A 21,400-nucleotide genomic window follows, 5' to 3' on the forward strand; every position below is an offset into this window, starting at 1 on the left:
CAGATGTTTTTAAAAGGCCCTGGATTCCGTGTCAAGCACAGAATGACACAGAAAGAACATCTATGAAAAATGGTCATATCCCCACAGAAAAGTCTGTAGAACCAAAAAATTTGATTTTATATTTTTCTGCCAATGCCTTGAACGCATTTAAATCAAGTTCTTTTACCGGAATGCCGTTTTTTGTCCGGTCCGCAAGGTTTTTCTTTTCCGGGTCGCCCGGCGACATTACAGGGGTATCCGCATCCCTTCCCGGCTCATTGCGAATATCATCCATAAGTTTTTTCATCCTCTTTTTGAATAAACCGAGCGGCTGAAAAGCATCAATCTTTATTGCCATGTAGAACTGTCCGAGATGGCGTTTTTCAGAAAGCGGTGTCTTATACATATCCGGAATATCCCTGCCAACCTTCATCCCGGTAAGCAGTCCGCATAGTATGTCAACAATCATTGCAAGTCCAAAACCCTTATAGCCGCCGATGGGAAGGAGCTGTGTCACCTTATGAGAATAACTTGTTGGACTGCCATTTTCATCCGCACCGCTAAGAACAGGCGCATCAAGATTTTCCTGGCGTAACTGCAGCAGTCTGTTCCATGTAATCACAGACGGCGCTGAATCATAGCAAAAAGGCTCTTCACCTTCGCAGGGCACAGCCATGGCTATAGGGTTCAGTCCAAAAAAGGGGCGTGTTGAGCCCGGCGTATTCAGCAGTGCATTTGCGTGTGTAAATGCCAATCCTATAAAATCTTTTTTTGCCGCTTCAACGGCAAAGAATGCAGATGTCCCGCAGTGGCTGGAATTATAAACCGAAACAAGTCCTGCGCCTGCTTCCCTTGCCATATCCACAGCCTTACGCATGGCTTCAATGCCTGCAGCATGTCCAAAGGTATGGTCCGCATCAAAAGTGCCTGCCGCAGAAGCCGTGCGTTCAAACTTGTACTGCGGATTGGGATTGAGCCGGCCCCCTTCAACTGAGGCAATATAATGAGGCAGCAGTCTTATGCCGTGTGAATCAACGCCTCTCAGCGAGGCGTTCAGCAGCCCGTCCGCTACATGTACGGCAACATCATCTCTGACATTCACAGCCTTTAATACAGATTGTAAGAATTTGTATATTCTATCAGTGCTGAATTTCTTAATACTGTCAGACAAGTTTATTCTCCTCCCTGTTTATAATTAGATTTTATATTTATCCATTTGCCGTTCCCGGCAAGACTCTTATTTACAGCTTCAATAATTGCAGTGGGGATAATGGAGTCCTTAAATGTCGGCCGTTTGCCTTCAAGTCCGGCAATTTTTACTGTCCCCGATTCAATAGCGCATACATCAGCGAGGAATTGAAGCACGCTCTCAATCCCATACCCGCGAAATGATACATCTCCGGCAGCAGTTCCGTACATAGAACAAAAATCAGGATTCGGCTCTTCTATTCCATTTCCATCTGTGATTATGCGTATCCCGCGATTTTTTTGGTCCGCTTCATAACGCCCCTTTGTCCCAATCACTTTTATCTTCTGGTCAGACATCGCAGAGGTGTTTTCAGGGTCGATCCAGTTGGTAAAAAAGGAAGATGTGAAAACAGCGCCTGAGGGCATTTCCCATTCAATAACAGCCTGAATAGAATCATATGTATCAATGCCTTTTGAAATAAGGAATCTTTTCTGTCCTGTTGCCATTACCCTGAGAGGAATGGCTTTTGTCGCAAAATAAATTATATCAACATAGTGAACACCGAGATATTGGAATATGTTAGCCGTCTCAACCCAGCCCTTAAATCTTTCAGTCGGAATGCTTTTTCGCTGGCTGTATTCCACTATAAAATATAAAGGGGTACCGATTTTGCCGCTTGAAATGGCATCTTTTAATTTAAGGTTTGAACGGTCAAACCGTTTATGAAATTCCACTGCTCCATAAACATTATGCCCTTGCTGAAGTTCAACGAGTTCCAATGTTTCCTTTAAGGCAGGCGCAAGAGGCTTTACTACAAGGGTATGCAAACCATTTTCAATAGTATCGCCTGCAATCTTTCGGTGAAGATTGTCAGGGACCGCCACAATGGCGCAGGCCGGTTTAGGAATATCCTTTATTGCCTTCTTGTATGCGTTTACATCACTGTCTCCGGCACCGGGGTAATATCTTAAATTAACCTTAATACCTGTTAATTTGCTGAGTTCCACGGATTTTTTCTTTAAAATATTGATGCCCTTTGGATTTGTTCCGGCTATATAAACATCCCCGGCTTTCCCTTGTTTTTTCCATTCATAAATTGCAGGCAGTATCGTACCGTAACCATCTGTACCTCTCCCGCACACATACATGCCGGTGCCGATAACAAGGATGTTGAGGTTTTTGGGAGAAACAACAGTTTTTTTCATCGTTCTATACCCTGACCTTTACTACGATTTTTCTTACATGCCCGGGTTTATCAATAAAACAGCCTGGCATATGCGCATCCGCCGGATAAAATACGGCAAATATCCCCGGCGTCAAGATAAGTTGAGACCTACCTTCAGCGTCATGATAAAAAATCACATCTTTGTCCTCTGAGTACGGCGTCATTATTCCCAATTCATAGACAGGCAGCCATCCAATTGCCTCTCTGCCTGAAACAATATATTGTATATCAATATATTGTCTGTGACTTTCAAATTTCTTAGTTTCCAGTGCATCTGTGCAGTAACTCTGCACCATTGCATATATTTCATCACCTATAATATCATACCGCCCGTCAGGAGTATTCTCATTGAACACTTCAGTTATAAATTTGAAACCTTTATACATATCCGATTCTTTATTAAAATAACCGCCCCAGTTTTCAATCCGGTCTAATATCATCTCTATAAATTTACTCCTTTCTCAAGATTGCATAGTAATAGCGCCATCCGGCACGGTGATAAAAAGTCGGTTTATCCTTGCACAAGTCACCTTTATGAAGGTAAAATTCAGCAGTAAACCCCTCTTCCTTAAAAATATCCTTCAGCTCTCTTATTGTCCTCCAGTGCTCTCCGTCAAAGGGGTTTGGCGACCTCAAATTTTTAAGATCAAACCCGAGTTTCTTTTTATTCCCTAAGTGTTTGAAATAGGAAATAAAACGTTTTATCACCCAGACTGAATTCACATAATGCTCATTCGCTATCAGCACCCTGCCTTCCGGATTGAGCAGTTTTCTAATGTTCCTGAAAAGCTCCTGGATATATTTATCATAACAGTGATGAAATGAAGCGCATAAAACAAAAAGGTCAATTTTTTGAGTGATAGCAATTTCTTCAAAATTGCCGTTTAAAATAGTAACTTTTCCTTCCGGCGCCCTTAAGTGTTTAAAGACACATTCAGCATGCCTGAGCCGTTCAGCGCTCGGTTCAACTGAATAGACATGCTTCACATAAGGCAGGTTTGCCAGTATCGCAGAAGTCCAGCAGATGCCTGAACCTATATCTGCCACTGTTATCCCTTTTTTGAGCCTTTCACTCCCAAAATGTCTCTGCATCTCTTCAACAGCTTCTTCAAAATAGGGTTTAAAATTTGACTTTACTTCAAGCTGTTCCATCAGCCGGCTGAAGCTCTCTTTTGTTTCATCCACCTGCCAGTGCAGTGCCAGTGATTCATCTACAAATCTTTGCGCTATTTTCACAGAATTATATTAACCTTTGACCTCTGCTATTTATCCGGCTTATCCGCCATAAAGTATGATAAAGCCCCTTTCCATGCACTCAGTTCAAAAACGGCCATCCACGGCATGGGGTAAAGCCTGTTAACAAACATCCATGTAAGAATAAAAAAGGTAAGATAAGCAAGGAAAGTTGCCTGCGCCGCACCAATGGCTCCATTAATCCTAATTAGTGCAAAGTTGGCGGCAACTGCCACCAGCCCCGACAGGAGTGTTATCCATGCAAGCAGATATGTCTTCCTTGAGAATGTGATGAATATCGCGAGAAGCCGGTACATTGCAAAGGCAACCTGCGACATTGCTATCCAGAAAATAAATACCCCTGCACCGTAAAACCTCTCCCCCACAAGAAGCCTGAGGATGTAAGGGCCCGCCATTGATATAACAAATGCCGCCAGAATAAAAACGGCCAGATATATGATAAAAAAGCAGACGAATTTTTTCTTCCCATTATCTTCATCCTTTCCAAGCATTCTATATATATGCGGGGAAACAGCATTGTCAAACGGAGCGGCAAGCATAATGATAACTGTGCCAAATGTATATCCGACATTATAAACACCCAGTGTTTCCATCCCAAACATGGCATTTAAAAAAAACTTATCAATAGTCCCTATCATCATAAGCCCGAGAGAATGAGGGAACAGCGGGAAGCCGAAAATTGCCACCTCTCTGAAATATTGCTTATTCAGCCGGAAATGCAGCCCGTCCTCTTTCAGAAGAAAGTAGAAACTAATCCCGAAGAAAATGATTTCAGCCATAATTATTCCGGCTATTCTTCCGCGCCAGTCAAACCAGAAAAAGGATATCATCAGGAAGGATAACCCTATATTCAGAAACGATTTGGCAACCAGAGTCGTCCCGTAGTGCAAAGGCTTTTCCTGATATATCCATAATTTAGCTTTGAAATTTCCAAATGACGAAAAAAGCGCAAGCAGTGGAACAAACCATACCCACAGAACAGGAAAGTGCAGTTTATCTGAAATGACGCCCTGCAAAAAACACAGCAGTATTGCAACAATAAAAAACAGCGCCAGATTGAATGCCATCGCATTAAATATGTAGCCCGGGAAGTCAAACCCTTTTTGATTCCTGTCAACCTGCGCCCTGCAGACAGCCCCGGCAGACGACATGGTTACCGCCGGCTCCATATTAGACCTGATGGCATTGAACGTTCCGATATAGCCATAATCGGCAGGCGTCAGCCAACGCGTCAGAATTGGCAGAAAAACGAAAGGGACGGCCATATTGATTGTATTGCTGACCAGATAGATGCTGCTTGAAAGAAAAAATTTTTTTATATTTTCAGATAAATTCATATCTCTAAATCTGTCCAATGTTTCTGCGCCGTGATTAAGACTGCCGGTTACACGACCTTGTCACTGCCCCATTTCTCGGAATATCTTCGCCTGCTTTCGGCTATAACATCCTCTCTGCTTAATCCAGCCTCAAAACCTTCAAGGCACCATCTTAGACACTCAGAGATACGTTCTGATGAAGCGCTGTCCATGAAAGGGTCCAGTATCTCATGAACCGCGCTGCAGTCGCCAAATCCGTCAAATCCGCCTTCTATATGCTTATGCAACGAGCCGAGCAATAACGGCATGCTGTCAAAGATGCAGATGTTTTTAAGGTTCTGCTGATAAAAAATACCCCTTATTGTCCTTAGAGGGTTAAACACAGCCGTGCGTTTTCCGCAGCATATGGATGTAAACATCGCGGTGGAAGGAAGACTGACTGCCATGTCAGCTACCTTTGACGAAAGCGTGACAGTGGTAAAAGGGTCCAGGATAAAACATCGCCGCTTTTCAACCAGAGATTTAAAACCTTTCAATATATCCGCAGGCATGCGGCTGAAAAATTTCTCTTTCTTGGGTTTTATTACAACTGAGTATCCGCCCCTTTCCTCCATATCATTGAACAAGGTGCGGTAAAAATCAAAAATAACATCCCTGCCGTATATAAACCCGGGTTCATCAAAAACTGCTATCAGCGGACCGTTTTCAAAAGCGCCCATATCTTTCAATTTGTCTTTAAGAAGATTAACCTGTTCACTAAGAGCTTCACTGTCCATCTGGTCATGATAGTAGCCGCTGATGACTTTATTAATGGCTTTATCCGGGTCAATAACCTGGCTAAGACTGTAACTGCCGGATAAAAAGGATACATTTGCCGGCCTGTCATCATAATATGAATGATTGCTGTATACCATGCTTCGTTCCACAAGGGCATTTATGCCGCCTGCCATCTCCATGGCAACCGCCCTCTGGTATATTTCAGCTCCGTAGGCGTCTTCAACATAAACTTTTATACTGTTTGACATGAAATAGTCATACCACCATGCAACCCCTTTCAGTAAAAAAGCCGTCTGTACGTATGTCCAGAGGCGCTTGCGGCTGAACAGTATAATGTTTATCAGAAACAGACCCAAAAGCTTTAGAGACTTTGTAAGAATAATTTCATAATAAAGACCCGTCGGCTTCCATAGAGGGAATGAACCTTCTTCTGTGCCGGCATAACCTCTTCTCCTTCCGTGGACTTTCATTTGAAGCCTGCCCGCCAACTCAAATTCCGCGTCGGTCGGCTGACGGTAGTCATTCTCCCAAAGACCTGCCAGATGTGCGGGACTAAGCGCCCTTCCCCAAGCCCAATTAAGGTTGTTGCGCATATCAGGGGAAATTCCGTCAGAAATACTTGTAGCGATATAATAACCGAATATTTTATGCGGCGCACCTGATGTTGAGATTTTTCCAAGAAAAGGGGCAATAAAAGGCAGCTGCGTTTCTGCCCGCTTATTCCTTACCAAATTGTTATCATGGGATTTATTAAGAAAAATTTTATTGAATATCTTTTCCGCATACCACGATGTAAAACCGGGATAACCGCCTCCGACAATCACTGCAAAAGGCATCTCCCTCAAATAAACTGCCAGTTCTTTCCCCCACCAGTTTGCCGGTACAAATAAAATGAACTCCTCTTTATCATCAGTTTTGCTCTTAGCCTGCCGCGATAAAATGTAAAATGCAAGATAGACAGCGGCTTCTATTTCCTGTGCAATCCTGAATTCTATGTATGCGGGTACAAATAAGCCGGCACTCAGTCCCGGCACAAGTGAACTGAAAGCATTTCTGTGTTCATTGGAAGAAACAATTTTTTTTGCTAATTGTATCACGGTATCATTTGCCCTTTCCCTGAGATTGTTACCGTTCTCATCGCAAAGCTCCTTTGCCGGAAGCGCATTAGGGCTGCAGGCAAGTCTCCTGGCGGTAATTTTTCTGGGAAATACTCTTGTCAGTAATGCAACCAGATGCTCAGCAATAAAGTTTGCTTTCCAGTAGACAATCTCTAAAGAATTATATCTAAGGCAGACCTGCATTATGCGGATAAACAGCGATAATGAGATAAAAACAAAAACTATCGAACAGCGCCTGCCCCTGACCGACTTATGCATTATTTCAACTTGGATAAAACAAGACCGGCAACAGCGTCAACGGCGCCCCTGTGGTCAGGGGCTGATGCCTTAACCTCTTTCCAATCCCCCAGGTAACCGTGCCCTGCAAGATAATTCCAAAGCCTAGGCAGGAGAAATGAATTCTCCGGACTCCATCCTGAAAGAAACGGCTCAACATTATATGTGGGAACCCCATATGCAACGCTTAACTGCGTAAACATTGAGGTAAGCCCGTAAACCCTGTCTGATATGCCGAGTACCGTCATCTCATCAGCCTCTTCAAATCCTATCCGCCTGAGTCTGTTATCAACCTTGTTTTTTTCATTTGGATGCGGCCTGACCAGAATAAGCACGTCTTTTCCTTCTTTTTCAACTATTTTTGCTTTTAAAGCAACACCCCCTGCATCCATATCAAACAGGCTGCCGCATCCTGCATCGCACGGCTCATAAAATGAGTGGCTATGGATAATCTCTGACGCCAGAAAACAGACTTCTTTATCTTCTGGAATGCTTAGCTTTTTTTTTGTTTCTGTTTTCACTTTCTCAGACATTTTGGTCAAACTGCATTTTTCAAGATAGGGATGACCGGTAACCACAAGCTTGTCTTCAGGCATTCCCATATCAGCCAGCGCTGTTTTTGCGGCACTGTCCATCACCGCAAGTATATCCGGCATGTCATGCGTCAGCCCTCCGTCAGGTTCCAAAAATCTCTCAAGACCTTTGTAGTTGTCCAGAAAAGCAATACTAAACAGCCCCCTCTTTCCGGCTTCTCTAAAGATTTCCCGGTTAATCGTGTGTTTTGGATGACCATAGCCTGTCAATAAGAGGCTGAACTCTTTTGCAGGGAAATCCACCCAGCTCATGATTTTACTGTAATGTTTTTTATATACGATGTCTGACGGCGGTAGGGCATAAATATCTAACATAAGACCGGCTGACATCAATTTTCCAATAACCGGGATCAGTGCAGCAGCTGAACCTGCCTGCTGTGAAAAAATAAGTATGGATTTATCCGCTGCCTGTCTCAAGTTTTCTGAGTTCATCAATATTTGCCTGTATCTTCCTGAGCGCTTTTACAAACTCTTCTACTTCTTTTTCAGTATGAGGATACCTGCATATATTAGTCACAACCATTTTCGTATCATGGATCAATTCCGCTTCAGGACATATTCCGGGAGAGTAGTCGGGCTTGCAATTATATTCAGGGAAAAGCCTTTTAAAGTTACCGGCTGCAGGGTCCTGATGTTCCTGATATATAGGGCACCTGTAGATAGGCGCAGCATAGTTAGATGCATGCACGCCTTCGGCAATTAACGACTTCAGCAAAAGATCGCGGGTTATTCCAAGTTTTTCACTTTTATAAAGCATGGGGTAAAGATAAAAGACATGTGTGCATTCCTTACGAATTGCCGGCGGCATAATGAAATCTATCTCACCTAATGCAGCAGTAAGTTTCCCTGCAAGCGAAATGCGTCCGGAATTCAGGGTTCCAAGCTTATTAAGCTGAGGGATGGCGACTGCTGCATGGAGTTCTGAAAGCCTGTAATTGAAGCCCACAACATCTGCATTCCTGTTCGTCTCCCAGTCAAGAAGCACAACCTCTCCATGGTTCCGGCAAAGCTGCAGGCGCTCTGCAAACCGGCTGTCATCAGTCAGGACAACGCCTCCTTCTCCGCACTGGATAGTCTTGTGGCGGTTAAGGCTGAACACGCCCATATGGCCTGTCCTTCCGGTAAACCTTCCCTTGTATTTTGCTCCGGGCGCCTGGGCATTATCTTCAACAACTATAAGACCATGCCTTGCGGCTGTATCCATAACAGGATCCATGTCGGATGAAAGTCCGAAAAGATTTACCGCTATTACAGCTTTTGTGCGTTCAGTAACCGCAGCCTCCAGTTTTGACGGATCCAGGCAAAACATCTCAGGCTCTATGTCAATAAAGACAGGCACTGCATGGCACATAAGCACTGCGGCTGCCGTTGCGCTCATGGAATAAGGCGGCACAATCACCTCATCGCCCGGGCCTATGCCTGCTGCAATCATGGTCCCGTGCAAAGCAGACGTGGCGGAGTTAAAGGAAATTGCATATCTGCTTCCGTACTTGGTGCAGAAAAGCGCTTCAAGCTCTCTGACCTTTGCGCCTCCGTAGAACTGTTCGTTTCCCCTCCCCACAAAGCCGGACAAAACTCCGGTATCAAGAACAGACATTGCCATTTTCTTTTCTTCATCGCCTATTGTGTTATAAGGGGGATAAGGCTCTCTGCGAACAGGCTCGCCGCCAAACATCGCAAGTTTTTCAGGCATGATTATTTCTCCCTGAACTATACTGCTTATTAATCACCTCTGTGACATCTCCTATAAGCTTTGCCGTTTTTACGGAATCTTCAGGCGGTGAAAAAGTTGAATCACCGTTACCTTCAACCGCTTCAATCAGATTTGCAAGAGCCCTTGTAAACGAATCTTTCCATCTGCAGATTACGGTTTCAGGTTCAGGGTTAAGAATATTCAAATGAGGGAACTCCTTATCGCTCATTACATGATAAATTTCAATCCGCCTTCCGTTTTCACAGATGCGTATCCTAGCGTTTTCACAAAATATATCAAGTTCAAAAATATTGTAGCCGCCGCTTAAAGGCTGCAATATGCTGTATATTCCTCCGCGTGTTTTGCAGACCATATATACCGGACCGTCTCCGCCTCCTAAAAAACCGGCGGCAGGTTGAGCATGCATAAGAGAAAATTCCTCCTCAAAGAAATTCATCAGGTCAATCATATGCGAACCATTCCGCACATAGCCCCCTGTGTACAGTCCGCTCATCATCTTTATTTTCCCGTAGAGCCCTCTGATGATATCGCTCCGTATCTCTGCTATTTCAGGTATGAACCGCCTGAAATAATTTATCTGCACCAGGATCCCCGATTCTCTGCTTCTGCCGCTTATTTCTTCTGCAGACCTGCCGTCAAGCGCCATGGGTTTTTCACACCATATGCCTTTCACTCTGCGGTTAATAGCTTTCACTAATAATTCATAATGTGAATCATCCGGAGTGCATATGCTCAATATATCAACCTGCTCGTTATTGACAAGACTATCAAAATCCTCGTACGCCCTCAGTTGAGGAAACGCTTTCTTAACAGCAGTCCGCTGCGCCTTGTCGGTTTCTGCAAAAGCAATCAGCTCTACATGCCCGCTCAACTCCATATAGCTCCTGACATGTGTCATAGGATATTTTTTTTCTCCTATGCCTGTTGCAATAGTTCCGGCTCCGACTATGGCGGAATACAGCTTCTTTTCTGTGTAATTCAATTCTGCCCTGCCTCCGGAGGATAAATAAACATGCGGGTTTTTCTTTCACTTAACAGCAAATATAATTATATTCCAGCAGTATCTTTTTAAAAAAGGGAGTTGGTGTAAAAAATAATTATCAATCCTTTCCAGCCTCATATAGGTCTTTTCAAGTTTTCTGTGTTCCTTGAGAATTTTTTTCCAGTATCTTTCTTTGTTGGGGTCCACCCTGTCAATAAGATAATATTTAATGAATATCCAGAGAAGAAAGAACCATGTCGCATAAGTTTCCAGGCGTGAAAAATATTTATTAAATATTTTCAGATCCCTCATGCTGAGCGGATGCTCATCTTCTGTTCTGACCTCATTGGCTATCCGCCTGTATATATTCAGTAGGATATTATGCGCAAGCGGGTCCCATGATACGAATATTCCGCCTTTTCTCAAAACCCTGTGAGCTTCTCTGACTGTACTTTCAATATCAACATGATGAAGCAGGTTTGCGGCATAAACGATATCAAATGTCTCGTCTTCAAAAATAGTCTTATGTGAGTCTAACTGCTCGGTCAGTATGCTGACGCCGTGTTTTGAAGCAACTTTCTTTACGACTTCAAGCATCCCGGCTGAAATATCCGTCGCAATGACATCAGCGCCCTTTTTTGCAAAATATACAGAAGCCTCTCCAGCGCCGCAGCCGAGTTCCAGTATCTTTTTACCTTTCAGGTCTCCCAGTTTCCTGATAATCAGCCTGTTTTCAGGGGAAGTGCATGCCTCAAAAGATTCGTCAACCATGACCTCGTTAATATTTATTGAATCCGCCCACCTGTCATGGAATATCTCTTCTTTCCGGAATGCCTTATTCTCTGTCACAAAACCCTTTTAACAAAAATGAGGCTTATTCAATATTTTTTCTGCCCTCTATTAAATATAACGGCCTGTTTTTTGCCTCTTCAAATATTCTGCCGATATATTCACCTACAATGCCAAGCATAATAATCTGAAAGCCCCCTATTATTACAATTGTAATGATTACGGTAGATATACCCGGAGCAGACAGATGGGTAAATAATCTAAGATATGCTATAAAAAGTCCTCCTAAAACGCCTACCCCCACTATCGCAATCCCAAAATATGTCGCAATCCTCAGGGGCACATTAGAAAAAGAAAAGACTGCGTCCAGCGCAAAGTTGACCATTTTGCTTACCGGATACTTAGTCTTGCCGGCATATCTTTCATCCCTTTGATAAACCAGGGGAGCGCTCTTAAAACCGCACCATGGAACCATCCCCCTTATGAAACGGTGTTTTTCCCTCATCTGATTAAGCGACTTTAAAACCCGGCGCGTTATAAGACGGAAATCTCCGGTATCAGCCGGGATACTGATATTGCACATTTTGTTCAGAAGCTTATAAAATATTTTGGCTGTAAATTTTTTAAAAAAAGAATCCCCCTTACGCTGATCTCTTTGCCCATAAATAATGTCAAATCCTTCTTTCGCCTTTTTGTACATATCCTCTATAAGCTCAGGCGGGTCCTGCAGGTCCCCGTCAATTATGGCGACATAATCAGCGTCTGCGTGGTCAAGCCCTGCTGTGACAGCGATCTGATGACCAAAATTCCTGCTAAGATTAATGACCTTGATGCAGTCGTGCTTATCAGCATATTTGTGCATCAGTTCTAGGCTCCGGTCTTTTGAGCCGTCATTTATCAATATAAAACTAATATCCAACTCACTGAGCTTTTCCTTAAATGCCAACAGCCTTTTCAGCAGCTCGGTAATGCAGAGCTCCTCATTATATACAGGAATTATAACCTCTAATTTTTCTTTTTCCTGTAGCATGCTGTTATTACACCTCCATTCCCCGGGAATAGTGAATCATACAGTGAAAGCAATATTGCCGGCATAAGAAATAGAACTGCCAATGCATAGTTATAAATATCCAGAAACAGCAGTCTCTTTTTGCTTTTGTCAAAAACCTGCATCCGTTTTTTTCTGTAATAGAAATAGTTGTGCGTAGAGTTGCATTTATTCATAAATCCCTGCAGATATCCAAAAATATTATATACCGACGACCTGAAGATTTGGACCTTATCAAAACCGGAATTCTCCATAAGTCTGTTTAATGAGTCGGCAGAAAACTGATGAATATGGTTCTGCAGGTCATAAAATGCATAACCCTCACCGAAGAGTCTGTACTGCAGGGAAAAGTTATTTGGGACAGAAATAACGATTCTTGTATTATCAAACGAGAGGCTCCTGACATGGCACAATATCTTTTTTATATCATCTGCAGGCATGTGCTCCAGTGAATGCCAAAATGTAGCTACTGATATAGGACTTGTAATGGCGGCTACATCTGTCATAATATTCAACCTCAGCACATCTCTTGAAAACCTGATACATTCAGGCGTTATTTCAATACCGGCATGATTATGGAACATCTTCTTGTTATTAAAGAGAAACTTGCCGGAAGAGGCTCCTACATCAAGAAGAAAATCATGCGCCTTAGAGCAATTTGCAATTACGCTCCGCTTAAATTTCTCAAGTAAATCAATTTTTTTGACCTTTTCCTCTGATAAAATATCATTTATGATAAACTGCTGCTTATTTTTTTCTTTAAGCATCTCATGGCCGCAAACCGAACATTTCACATATGCATTTTCTCTTGCATTAGAAATTATTTTGCCGCCGCATATAAAACATACCTGATCGAAGCTTCCATTAATGCCCATATATTATCAGCTTGTGCATGAATTATTATCAAAACCAGTCTACTGAAAATGCCGCCTTAATCGTAGCGAATAAGGTTTTGTTCCTGACAGAGTGTATAAACCTTCTCAAGATGTACTGCGGGTTTAAATAAAAATTCCGGTAAAATTTTTTCTGAAATTTCTCAATTATCTCCCACTCAAGCGAAGGATGCCTGTAGACTTCTTTGGGAGAAGTATATACATTATATTCTCTATAATCTCCCGGCGGTTTCAACAGGCCGAGTTCTCTGTATTTATTATGAAGGGGGGATCCCGGAAACGGCATAATGAGACTGGCCTTGGCAAAATCAAGAGGGAGGCTTCTGGCAAATCTGACTGTATCCTGCATAGTATCTTCTGTGTCGTCAAGGAACCCGAACATAAAATATCCAAAGACTTCCAGCCCGGCTTTCTTTGCCATCTTTACTGCTGATTCAATCTGGGATAAAGTGATCTTCTTGCCCAAATTATCCAGGACACTCTGGTTTCCGCTTTCCATACCAAATGAAAGTCTGTAACAACCCGCTTTACGCATCTTGACTAATAGCCCCGGAGTTACCCTATCCACTCTTATCCCGTTTATACAAGCCCAGGTGACAGATAAATTCCTGCTGATTAACCCGTCACATATTTCTTCTGCACGTTTCATATTGGATGTAAAACCATCATCGGCTATCAAAAATTCTCTGACACCCATCTTATAATAAAACTCAATTTCATTAAGGACTCTGACGGATGATTTCGGTCTGAACGTCTGCCCATGAACCACTTTATTGCAGATCATGCAGTCAAACGGACATCCCCTGCTTGTCTCTATCCACAAAACAGGATTTTGCCGTGCATGCATATTGGGCAGATAATAATTTGATAAATCATAAAGAGAGTACTCAGGAAAGGGGAATTTGTCCAGATCTTTTAAAAAACCTGTACTCGGCCTTATATGAAGGCTGCCGTCATTTTTTTTAAAAGCCAGACCTTCTATGTCTTCAGGATTAATGCCATTAAGAAACTGCCTGAAAGATATTTCCGCTTCTCCTATAAAAAGGTAATCAAAGCAGTTATTGTTCAGAGTATCTTCAACTGTAGAACTTGCATGCGGGCCTCCAATCAATATCCTGGCGCCAGGCTGCTTTTTCCTGATAAATCTTGCTATTTCCAACACATGAAAATAAATAGCAGTTGTGCCGGTTAAACAAACATATGCCGGATTAGGCGATAATTTTCCCTCCAGTATTTTTTCAAAATTATCATAGAGGGTCAGATCTAATACCTCCGGAATATATCCGGATTCTTTAGCCGCAGCGCCTAAAATCGCAAAGGCCAGTGAAGGCAGATGAAAGGAGCCTACTTTGACAGAAACATTTTCATAGACCTTTTTTTCATCCGGTATTATAAATAGTATTTTTTTGTCGTCCATGTCTAGTTTTATACTTATCTCATCCTTGAAAAAAGCTTGCCCCATAGCTTTATATTTATCTCTCTCGGCAGGCATCCTGCAAAAAACAGCAGAAGTTTTGTTTTCACTCCCAGAATTACGACACTTCTCTTTTTATCAATAGCTTTCAATAGTCTATGCGCTACATATTCGGGCGTCAGTAGTCCTTTACCTTCATTAACAACTTTTACACCGGCTCCTTTTTGAAAATTCGTGAATGTGCCTGATGGCGAAAAAGTGATTACCTTATTTGTCTTTCTCAGTTCATAGGAAAGCGCCTCTGACCAGTTTGCCAGAAACGCTTTTGAAGCAGAATACAATGACATTCCGGGCAGAGGATTATACGCAACACTGCTTGCGACGTTGACAATCACGCTCCTGTTTTCAATTAAAGCATCAAGCATTAATTTCGTAAAAATAACCGGATAAAATATATTTACATCTACCGTCTTTCTGATTTTTTCAAGGTCAATTTCACGCAGCGAGCCCCGGAAACCAACGCCGGCATTGTTTACCAGACAGAATATTTTGTACTGTTTTACGTTATCTGCCAGTCTTTCAATTTCACCGTATCTGCCCAGGTCAGCCCTGAGGACAGTCTGGTTTTTAAAGCTGTCAAGGTTATTTGTGTCTTTATCAATCAGAATCAGTTTCTTGTTCAGAGCGTTCAGCTTCCTTGCAAGCTCAAGCCCTATCCCGCTGTTTGCCCCTGTGATTACCCAATAGCCGTTATGTATATTCGTTGAGATAATTTCATCCGCACCGTCAATTAACCTCCTGACGCCGTCAATCTGAAAATCCTTTCTGAAATCCGCGTCTTCGGCATATAGATAATCCAGAAAAAGGTTTGAGACGGTTACCGGCAGTCTGTGATGAATTCTTTTAAACAAAAAATGAAGCGCCGGCATACTGATCTGTCCGGGCTTTCTGTTCCGGATCCTGCTGTAAATGATATTGAAAATATTTCCGATGGACAATGCCTCAGTCTCGGCAAAATAAATCTTGTTTATGACTCTATCGTTATTGATGCACCTGACAAATGCCCGGCAGAGATCATCCGTATGTATCAAAGATACCTTGCCGGGAAAGCCCACCCGGGAAACAGGGCTGTTCTCGTACACCATAGATACGAATTTGTTGATATGCGAGTCTGCTCTCATATTTTTTCCATAAACCCAGGTTGGCCTGATTATTGTATGCGGGATACCGCTTTTTTTAATATATTTTTCGGATTTTAATTTAGACTCCCCGTACAAAGACCTGGGGTTGGGAGAGCTCTTAACCGTCATAGGGTTACTGCAATCATCGCCTTTGCTCCTGTCAACCGCCCCTATGGTGCTGACAAAGATAAAGTTCCTGAGGCTGCTACTCTTTTTAAGCAGGTCTACTATCTGAACAGTGGGATCATAGTTAACCTTGTCATAATTAATGTCACTGCCAAAAACAGGATTTGCCGCAATATGGAAAAAGTATTCACACTGCAGTATTTCGTCTTTAAATTTTGTTATCTCTTCAAGGCTCCCGTTCAACTGTGTTATCCTGCTGTCGTCAAATAACGCCTTTTTCCGCACCAGCACAAAGCACCTGTCATCAGCTCCCATGGCAGGATACAGCTGCTCCATGAAGTTCTTTCCGATAAAACCAGTTGCACCTGTTATAAAAATATTCATTCTCTCCCGTCTCTGTCGTTCCACAACCGCTGCGGAATATTTGAAGCCTTAGGCCATTTTTTCCCGTCTCTGTACCGGAATTCCCTTTCCTTTCCGTAAACATTATACTTGCGCTTAATCATATTTATTGTCTCAAACAGCTCATCTTCTTCAACCGGCTTCAGCCCCGAAGCTCTGGCTTTAAACTGTAAGCGCACCCGTTCTCTGATAGTAGAAAATGATCTTGCGGAAAGGGTGATCTCCGGGAAACTTCCAAAATTACAGCCTGAACACTTATGTGTTATGCTTCTTACCTTCTCACGAAACTCCCGCGACTTAAAAATCTTCGGGAACTCAGGGTCAGACACGTATATGTCCTCCTTTAGTTTATAGTCACAGCATGGAGCAAACCGCCCGTCAGGCAGGATGACAAAATACAGATACGGGGAATCGCAGATCCCTTTATGCCGCCAGTCAGGACTGCCGGTGGTAATAAAATGATGCACTGAATCAAGGTAGTCGTCAGAATCAAACAGTTTAGCGCCCTCCCGTTTTTTCTTTTTCAGTCTTTCAATAAGCGCCCTGATTTTGGGAAAGTCTTTTTCATTAAAACTGAACAATTCATCATAACCCCTGAAATTCAGCGGAGCGTCAGGATTTGTGATATGTACCGGAACGAGGGACAGCCACCAGCCTATCTGTGTTGCAAAATCAAGCACTGCCTCTATTTCGTCAATATTATAACTTGACATAACACACCCCAGCGCACAGATGGAATCACTGCGGGGGAAGGTCCTTGATATAAATGATATTGTCCTGATTGCATTCCTCCATGACCCTTCTGCGCCGTTGATGTAGTCCGAGAGCCGCTCGTCCAGGGAATCCAGGCTCACATTAATATCCCTTGCGCCGTACTGGACGCATTTGCGGATTTTCTCCCTTTTTGAGTACAGCCCGGCAGTTTGAAGCCTTATGTCCAGCCCTCTTGATTTAAATATGCGAACTATTTCATCAATGTCGTCCCTTAAAAAAGGCTCCCCTCCGGTCAGCAAAACAACGCCTGCCCCTACCTTGACGAGATTATCGGCAATCATCCCAATATTTTCGGTTTTAAAAGGGTGGATATCGGCATTTGCCTCAACTATATTGCACATCTTGCATTTCAGATAGCAGACGTTTGAAACATAGAACTGCACATAAAAAGGAGACCTTTTTGTCAGTAGCGCTTTTGCCATTGATAATTTAGTGCGGAAAGTAAACATTTTTATGAACTCAATACGGATTTAAGCTTGACAAACAACGCCCTGCCGCCGCGCTTTTTAAGAACAAACTCCCTGAAAAGCCTCTTGAGCGGTTTTAGTCTTAAATAAAATTTCATATACGCATATCTCTGCAGCTGTTTCAGCTTCTCAGGGGAAACAAGACTGTTCCTAAAAATCACCTTGTCAGGCTTCATATCGTCCCAGTTGATTCTGTCTATCTCAAGCGCCCCGCCTGCAACAAGTTCATCAAATATCTCAGAACCGGGCAGGGGCATGAAAATTGAAAAATTCGTTTTATCAATATCAAGCTCAATCGCAAAATCAATGGTCTTCCTTATATCCTCTTCTGTCTCATCCGGAAAGCCGACCATAAAAAGCCCCTGAGGAACAACCTTTGAGCGTTTTACCATAGCGACTTTTTCCCGTATCACTTCAGTTGAAATATTCTTCTTCATGCTCTTCAGTATCCTGTTGTTTCCGCTTTCTATGCCGACAGAGATATACCGGCAGCCGGCCTTGTACATAATATCAAGAACTTCATCGTCCAGCGTATCAAGTCTTACGCCGTTGGAACATTCCCATTTCAGATTTAGTCCGCTTTTTATTAAACCTTTGCAAAGATCAATAAAATAATTACGGTTCAGTGTCAGCTCATCATCACTGAAATTAAAACCCTCAATTTTATGAGTTTCCTTAAGAAACCGCAGTTCATCAATAACATTTTCTACTGAACGATATCTCATTTTGCGCCCCACAATAGAATGGGCTGCGCAATATTTACACTGGAAAGGGCATCCTCTCGTTGCCATAACCGGAATAAAAGGCAGTGATGTGAGAAAGTCAGGATAGTCTTCAATACTGACGTCTTCCCACTGGATGCGCGGCAGTCTGTCAAGCTCATCAACTGCCACACATTTGTTTTGTACAACACCTTTTTCCCTTCTGTAGGCAATGTTCGGAGCTTCCAGCAGCGGCTTCCCTGCAAGAACCTTTTCACAAAAAACGGGAAACCCCGCCTCCCCCTCTCCTCTGAAGACATAATCTATCCCCGGCATATCTTCAAGAATATATTCCGGCAGGCATGTAGGATGAGGTCCGCCTGCAACAGTTACACATTCAGGAAGAACCTGTTTTGCAATCAATGACATCCTTTTTACTGAATTATGGTCCACAGAGAACATTTTAAACCCGATAGTCTTTATATGAAGGTTTGCCTGAAGTATCTCCCTGAATTTTTCTTCGGTTATACCGTCTTTAGGGCAGTGCATTATTGTTGAAACAATACCCTTAGCCTTTAGTGCGCTGTAAATATGAAGAAGTCCGAGGTCTATCGTGATACCGGAATAACCCTTCCTGACCGGCACAACCAGCAAAATGTCTGATGTAATTTTATTATTCCCCTGCTGAAACATGATTTTTAATAAACGTTTTCTGTTTTTCTTTTCTCAAAAATCATAATAACGATAAAAATAATAAATCCGCAGGCTGAGATAACAGTCCATCCCCAATAATGCCTGAGGCTGTACTGAATCACAGCCTTTTCTGTCATATCAATGTCAACTATCCTGAACGGTCCGTTAGATAATGGAAAATCAACACGCGATTTATTCTCCTTAACAACTTCCCATCTCCCTTCCGCGGGAATATTGGTCAGGGGAAAACTGATATTTCTGTGATATTCCAGAGGGTGGTTCATAAAAAGGGCGCCTCCCGTGCCTCTCAAATCAGGCGGCGCAGAGACCTCCCACCTGATATTGGAACTGCGTGAAAAATTCAATTTGCGTTTAAGCCTGTCTAAAACCAAAAAATCATAAACTGCTTTTTGGGAGCCTCTTGCTAATCCCTGAATAGTCTCTTTCAAAAACCTGCTGTCCGCCCCAGGGAAATAAGTTATGTCAGGCCATGGTTCACCAAGCTCATACAGGCGCAGTCCACTGGTCTGTTTTATTTTCTTTGCCCCGATGTCATTTATTTCACGGTCTGTAAAAAGATATTTTACCCCAAGCGCCCTGAAGAGGCTTTTTGCAGAAATAACCATACTTGAATCTTTTTCAGATATCACTTTTTCAGAGCATATCCAGTTTACCTCCATGAGATTTACGCCTTTTTTATTCAGTTCTTCAATATCATTAAGCGGCGCCCAGAAGCACCTCATCTCGGTAAAAATGCCTGTATCCGTAGGGCCGTCAAATGTGCTGAAACCCGCTAATGTAGCCTCATTGCGATACCACTGGTGTCCGGCAGAGCCGCAGTCTTCCAGGGTCAGCGCCTTATCCCTGTTTTTTATTTCAATGCCGGAAAAAATCGGATGTCTTAAAACATCATATTTAGAAAGAAGGTCCGGCCTCTGAAACTGGTAAATTAAGAGGTAGCCGATTCCAATAAGAAGCACCAGCAGGAGCTGTGCCCTGGAAGTGTTCTTTGAAGAACTGCTGTAAACATTGAGGCGCCAGAAAGAAAAAAAAAAGATTGATATCAGTAATCCAAGTCCGGTAGTAAAAAACCGCTCCTCATGATTATGGATTAGCCCTGCGAATTCAGGCAGTTTGCCGGGCAATGCCCTCACTAACTCAGGTGAAAGCATCTGCAAAACAGAAACTGACCAGTAGACAGCATTTGCCAGGAGTACAACAGCAAGGACCAGCAATATAATTTTCATAAAATTCTTACCTGCTTTCTCCTTGTTGTTTTTAAAATATTCCGACAGCCATGCGATAAGAATAAAGCCAAACAGATTGGCAAAAAAAAGCATACGGAATAATGCATTATTAGAATATTTCATTCCCGGCATTACGCTGCGGAATATCGCCTGAAGACCCTCAAAACTCGTAATCAAAAAGGCGGCTACCCAGAAATATATCATCGCAATTATCCCTACAGGGAAATTTTTCAATAAAGACAGATACAGCAGGATAGGGAGTATAAACAAAAAAGGGACATAAGCGTTATTGCCCAATCCAAAAACACTCAGCGAACTTATCACGGCATTCAAGTTGTTCCACGGCGCATAGCTTGAATAACTTGGGGCTACAGGCTCCCTGACAAGATAGCTCTCCAGAAGTATGGGCCCGAGGAAAAAAGAGCAAAAAAGAACTGCGGAGGAATAGCATGCAACGCCTCTTGCGATACGGCTGACCCTCTCCTTCCTTGGTATCGTGGAGTGCAAAACAAAGGCAACAGAAATCACAACAAGGAATAAAGATATAAAAAGAAGTACTGAAAGAAAATTAGTGATAATTGAAAGGCTTAAAAAAATAAAAAGCAGGGACAAATAAAATGGGTTTCTGTGCTGCAGATATAAATAATATGCCAGAGTTATATATAACCCTGAATATAGGATTCCCGGTTGATGCGTATGAGCGTAAAAATGAAGTGACAGCGGAGTAAATAACCCGAATATCATAACCATAAACGTCCAGACAGGTGAAATTTGCAAAGTTCTGCACCAGAACAAAAACCCCAGCATCCCGTAATTCAGCAATAGAAATATCTGCACCCCCTTTGCAATATGGTCATCTGAAATGACAAGCCAGGGCAAATGGAAGGGAGAGAGGTAGCTGTATATCATTGAATCTTCCTGTGATACCCCTCCAAAAGTCCTTTCGTTCCAGAATGGCAAATCACCTTTAAGAATGCTCTCTCTGTAAAACCTGAGAAATATGCGCTCCTGGTCAAAGAAGTCTCTCTGACCATACTGGTTGCGGAGCGTCATAGCCTCATGCACCTGCCCCGAAGATGCAAATGTGCCTGTGTACAAAACCTCTTTTGGGGCATAGGCGTACCTGCCTGAAAGATACGGCAATGCTGTCAGGATAATTATGATTTCAATCAATATGACAATTTTTACGAGTTCGCTGTTTTTATTGAACATTCTTAAGCTCACTGCAGATAAATTCTGGAA

At 42.7% G+C, this 21,400-nt stretch carries 17 protein-coding genes; all 17 read right to left on the bottom strand.

The annotated features are described in order from the left end of the window. Positions 1-73: 73 nt before the first annotated feature. Positions 74-1,150 (bottom strand): Ldh family oxidoreductase, encoded by a 1,077-nt coding sequence (locus HZA10_06065; GenBank protein ID MBI5195867.1) that lies wholly within the window; start codon positions 1,148-1,150, stop codon positions 74-76. Positions 1,151-1,152: 2 nt separating this feature from the next. Further along, a complete protein-coding gene (locus tag HZA10_06070) occupies positions 1,153-2,373 on the bottom strand; it encodes a Gfo/Idh/MocA family oxidoreductase (GenBank protein ID MBI5195868.1) in 1,221 nt (406 codons plus the stop codon). A 4-nt stretch (positions 2,374-2,377) separates the two neighbouring features. Further along, a complete protein-coding gene (locus tag HZA10_06075) occupies positions 2,378-2,833 on the bottom strand; it encodes a YhcH/YjgK/YiaL family protein (GenBank protein MBI5195869.1) in 456 nt (151 codons plus the stop codon). Between the two features lie 10 nt (positions 2,834-2,843). Next, a complete protein-coding gene (locus HZA10_06080) occupies positions 2,844-3,629 on the bottom strand; it encodes a class I SAM-dependent methyltransferase (protein ID MBI5195870.1) in 786 nt (261 codons plus the stop codon). Positions 3,630-3,655: 26 nt separating this feature from the next. Further along, positions 3,656-5,002 (bottom strand): oligosaccharide flippase family protein, encoded by a 1,347-nt coding sequence (locus HZA10_06085; protein ID MBI5195871.1) that lies wholly within the window; start codon positions 5,000-5,002, stop codon positions 3,656-3,658. A gap of 29 nt (positions 5,003-5,031) precedes the next feature. Then, a complete protein-coding gene (locus HZA10_06090; GenBank protein ID MBI5195872.1) occupies positions 5,032-7,116 on the bottom strand; it encodes a hypothetical protein in 2,085 nt (694 codons plus the stop codon). Then, a complete protein-coding gene (locus tag HZA10_06095) occupies positions 7,116-8,159 on the bottom strand; it encodes a hypothetical protein (protein ID MBI5195873.1) in 1,044 nt (347 codons plus the stop codon). The genes HZA10_06090 and HZA10_06095 overlap by 1 nt, the downstream gene beginning before the upstream one ends. After that, entirely contained in the window at positions 8,125-9,420 is a 1,296-nt protein-coding gene (locus tag HZA10_06100) for a DegT/DnrJ/EryC1/StrS family aminotransferase (GenBank protein MBI5195874.1), read from the bottom strand. Before HZA10_06100 ends, HZA10_06095 begins: the two co-directional genes overlap by 35 nt. Continuing rightward, positions 9,413-10,423 carry a Gfo/Idh/MocA family oxidoreductase gene (locus HZA10_06105; protein MBI5195875.1) on the bottom strand — a complete coding sequence of 337 codons (1,011 nt, stop codon included), beginning with the start codon at positions 10,421-10,423 and terminating at the stop codon, positions 9,413-9,415. The genes HZA10_06100 and HZA10_06105 overlap by 8 nt, the downstream gene beginning before the upstream one ends. A 45-nt stretch (positions 10,424-10,468) precedes the next feature. Beyond that, positions 10,469-11,272, bottom strand: coding sequence for a class I SAM-dependent methyltransferase (locus tag HZA10_06110; GenBank protein ID MBI5195876.1), 804 nt, complete (start codon positions 11,270-11,272; stop codon positions 10,469-10,471). Positions 11,273-11,297: 25 nt separating this feature from the next. After that, on the bottom strand, positions 11,298-12,242 hold the full coding sequence (locus HZA10_06115) for a glycosyltransferase family 2 protein (protein MBI5195877.1): 945 nt from the start codon (positions 12,240-12,242) through the stop codon (positions 11,298-11,300). After that, entirely contained in the window at positions 12,218-13,027 is an 810-nt protein-coding gene (locus tag HZA10_06120; protein ID MBI5195878.1) for a class I SAM-dependent methyltransferase, read from the bottom strand. The genes HZA10_06115 and HZA10_06120 overlap by 25 nt, the downstream gene beginning before the upstream one ends. A 136-nt stretch (positions 13,028-13,163) precedes the next feature. Continuing rightward, the gene (locus tag HZA10_06125; GenBank protein MBI5195879.1) at positions 13,164-14,615 is read right to left on the bottom strand and encodes a radical SAM protein; all 1,452 of its coding nucleotides are present in this window, start codon (positions 14,613-14,615) and stop codon (positions 13,164-13,166) included. Continuing rightward, a complete protein-coding gene (locus HZA10_06130) occupies positions 14,585-16,258 on the bottom strand; it encodes an SDR family NAD(P)-dependent oxidoreductase (protein ID MBI5195880.1) in 1,674 nt (557 codons plus the stop codon). Before HZA10_06130 ends, HZA10_06125 begins: the two co-directional genes overlap by 31 nt. Then, positions 16,255-17,499 carry a radical SAM protein gene (locus HZA10_06135; protein ID MBI5195881.1) on the bottom strand — a complete coding sequence of 415 codons (1,245 nt, stop codon included), beginning with the start codon at positions 17,497-17,499 and terminating at the stop codon, positions 16,255-16,257. The genes HZA10_06130 and HZA10_06135 overlap by 4 nt, the downstream gene beginning before the upstream one ends. A 2-nt stretch (positions 17,500-17,501) precedes the next feature. After that, complete coding sequence (locus tag HZA10_06140) at positions 17,502-18,872, bottom strand: radical SAM protein (protein MBI5195882.1); 1,371 nt, start codon at positions 18,870-18,872, stop codon at positions 17,502-17,504. A 44-nt stretch (positions 18,873-18,916) separates the two neighbouring features. Next, on the bottom strand, positions 18,917-21,370 hold the full coding sequence (locus HZA10_06145; GenBank protein MBI5195883.1) for a hypothetical protein: 2,454 nt from the start codon (positions 21,368-21,370) through the stop codon (positions 18,917-18,919). Positions 21,371-21,400: the final 30 nt, after the last annotated feature.

This window comes from Nitrospirota bacterium (assembly GCA_016212185.1).
In the GTDB taxonomy this organism is placed as follows: Bacteria; Nitrospirota; Thermodesulfovibrionia; order UBA6902; family DSMQ01; genus JACRGX01.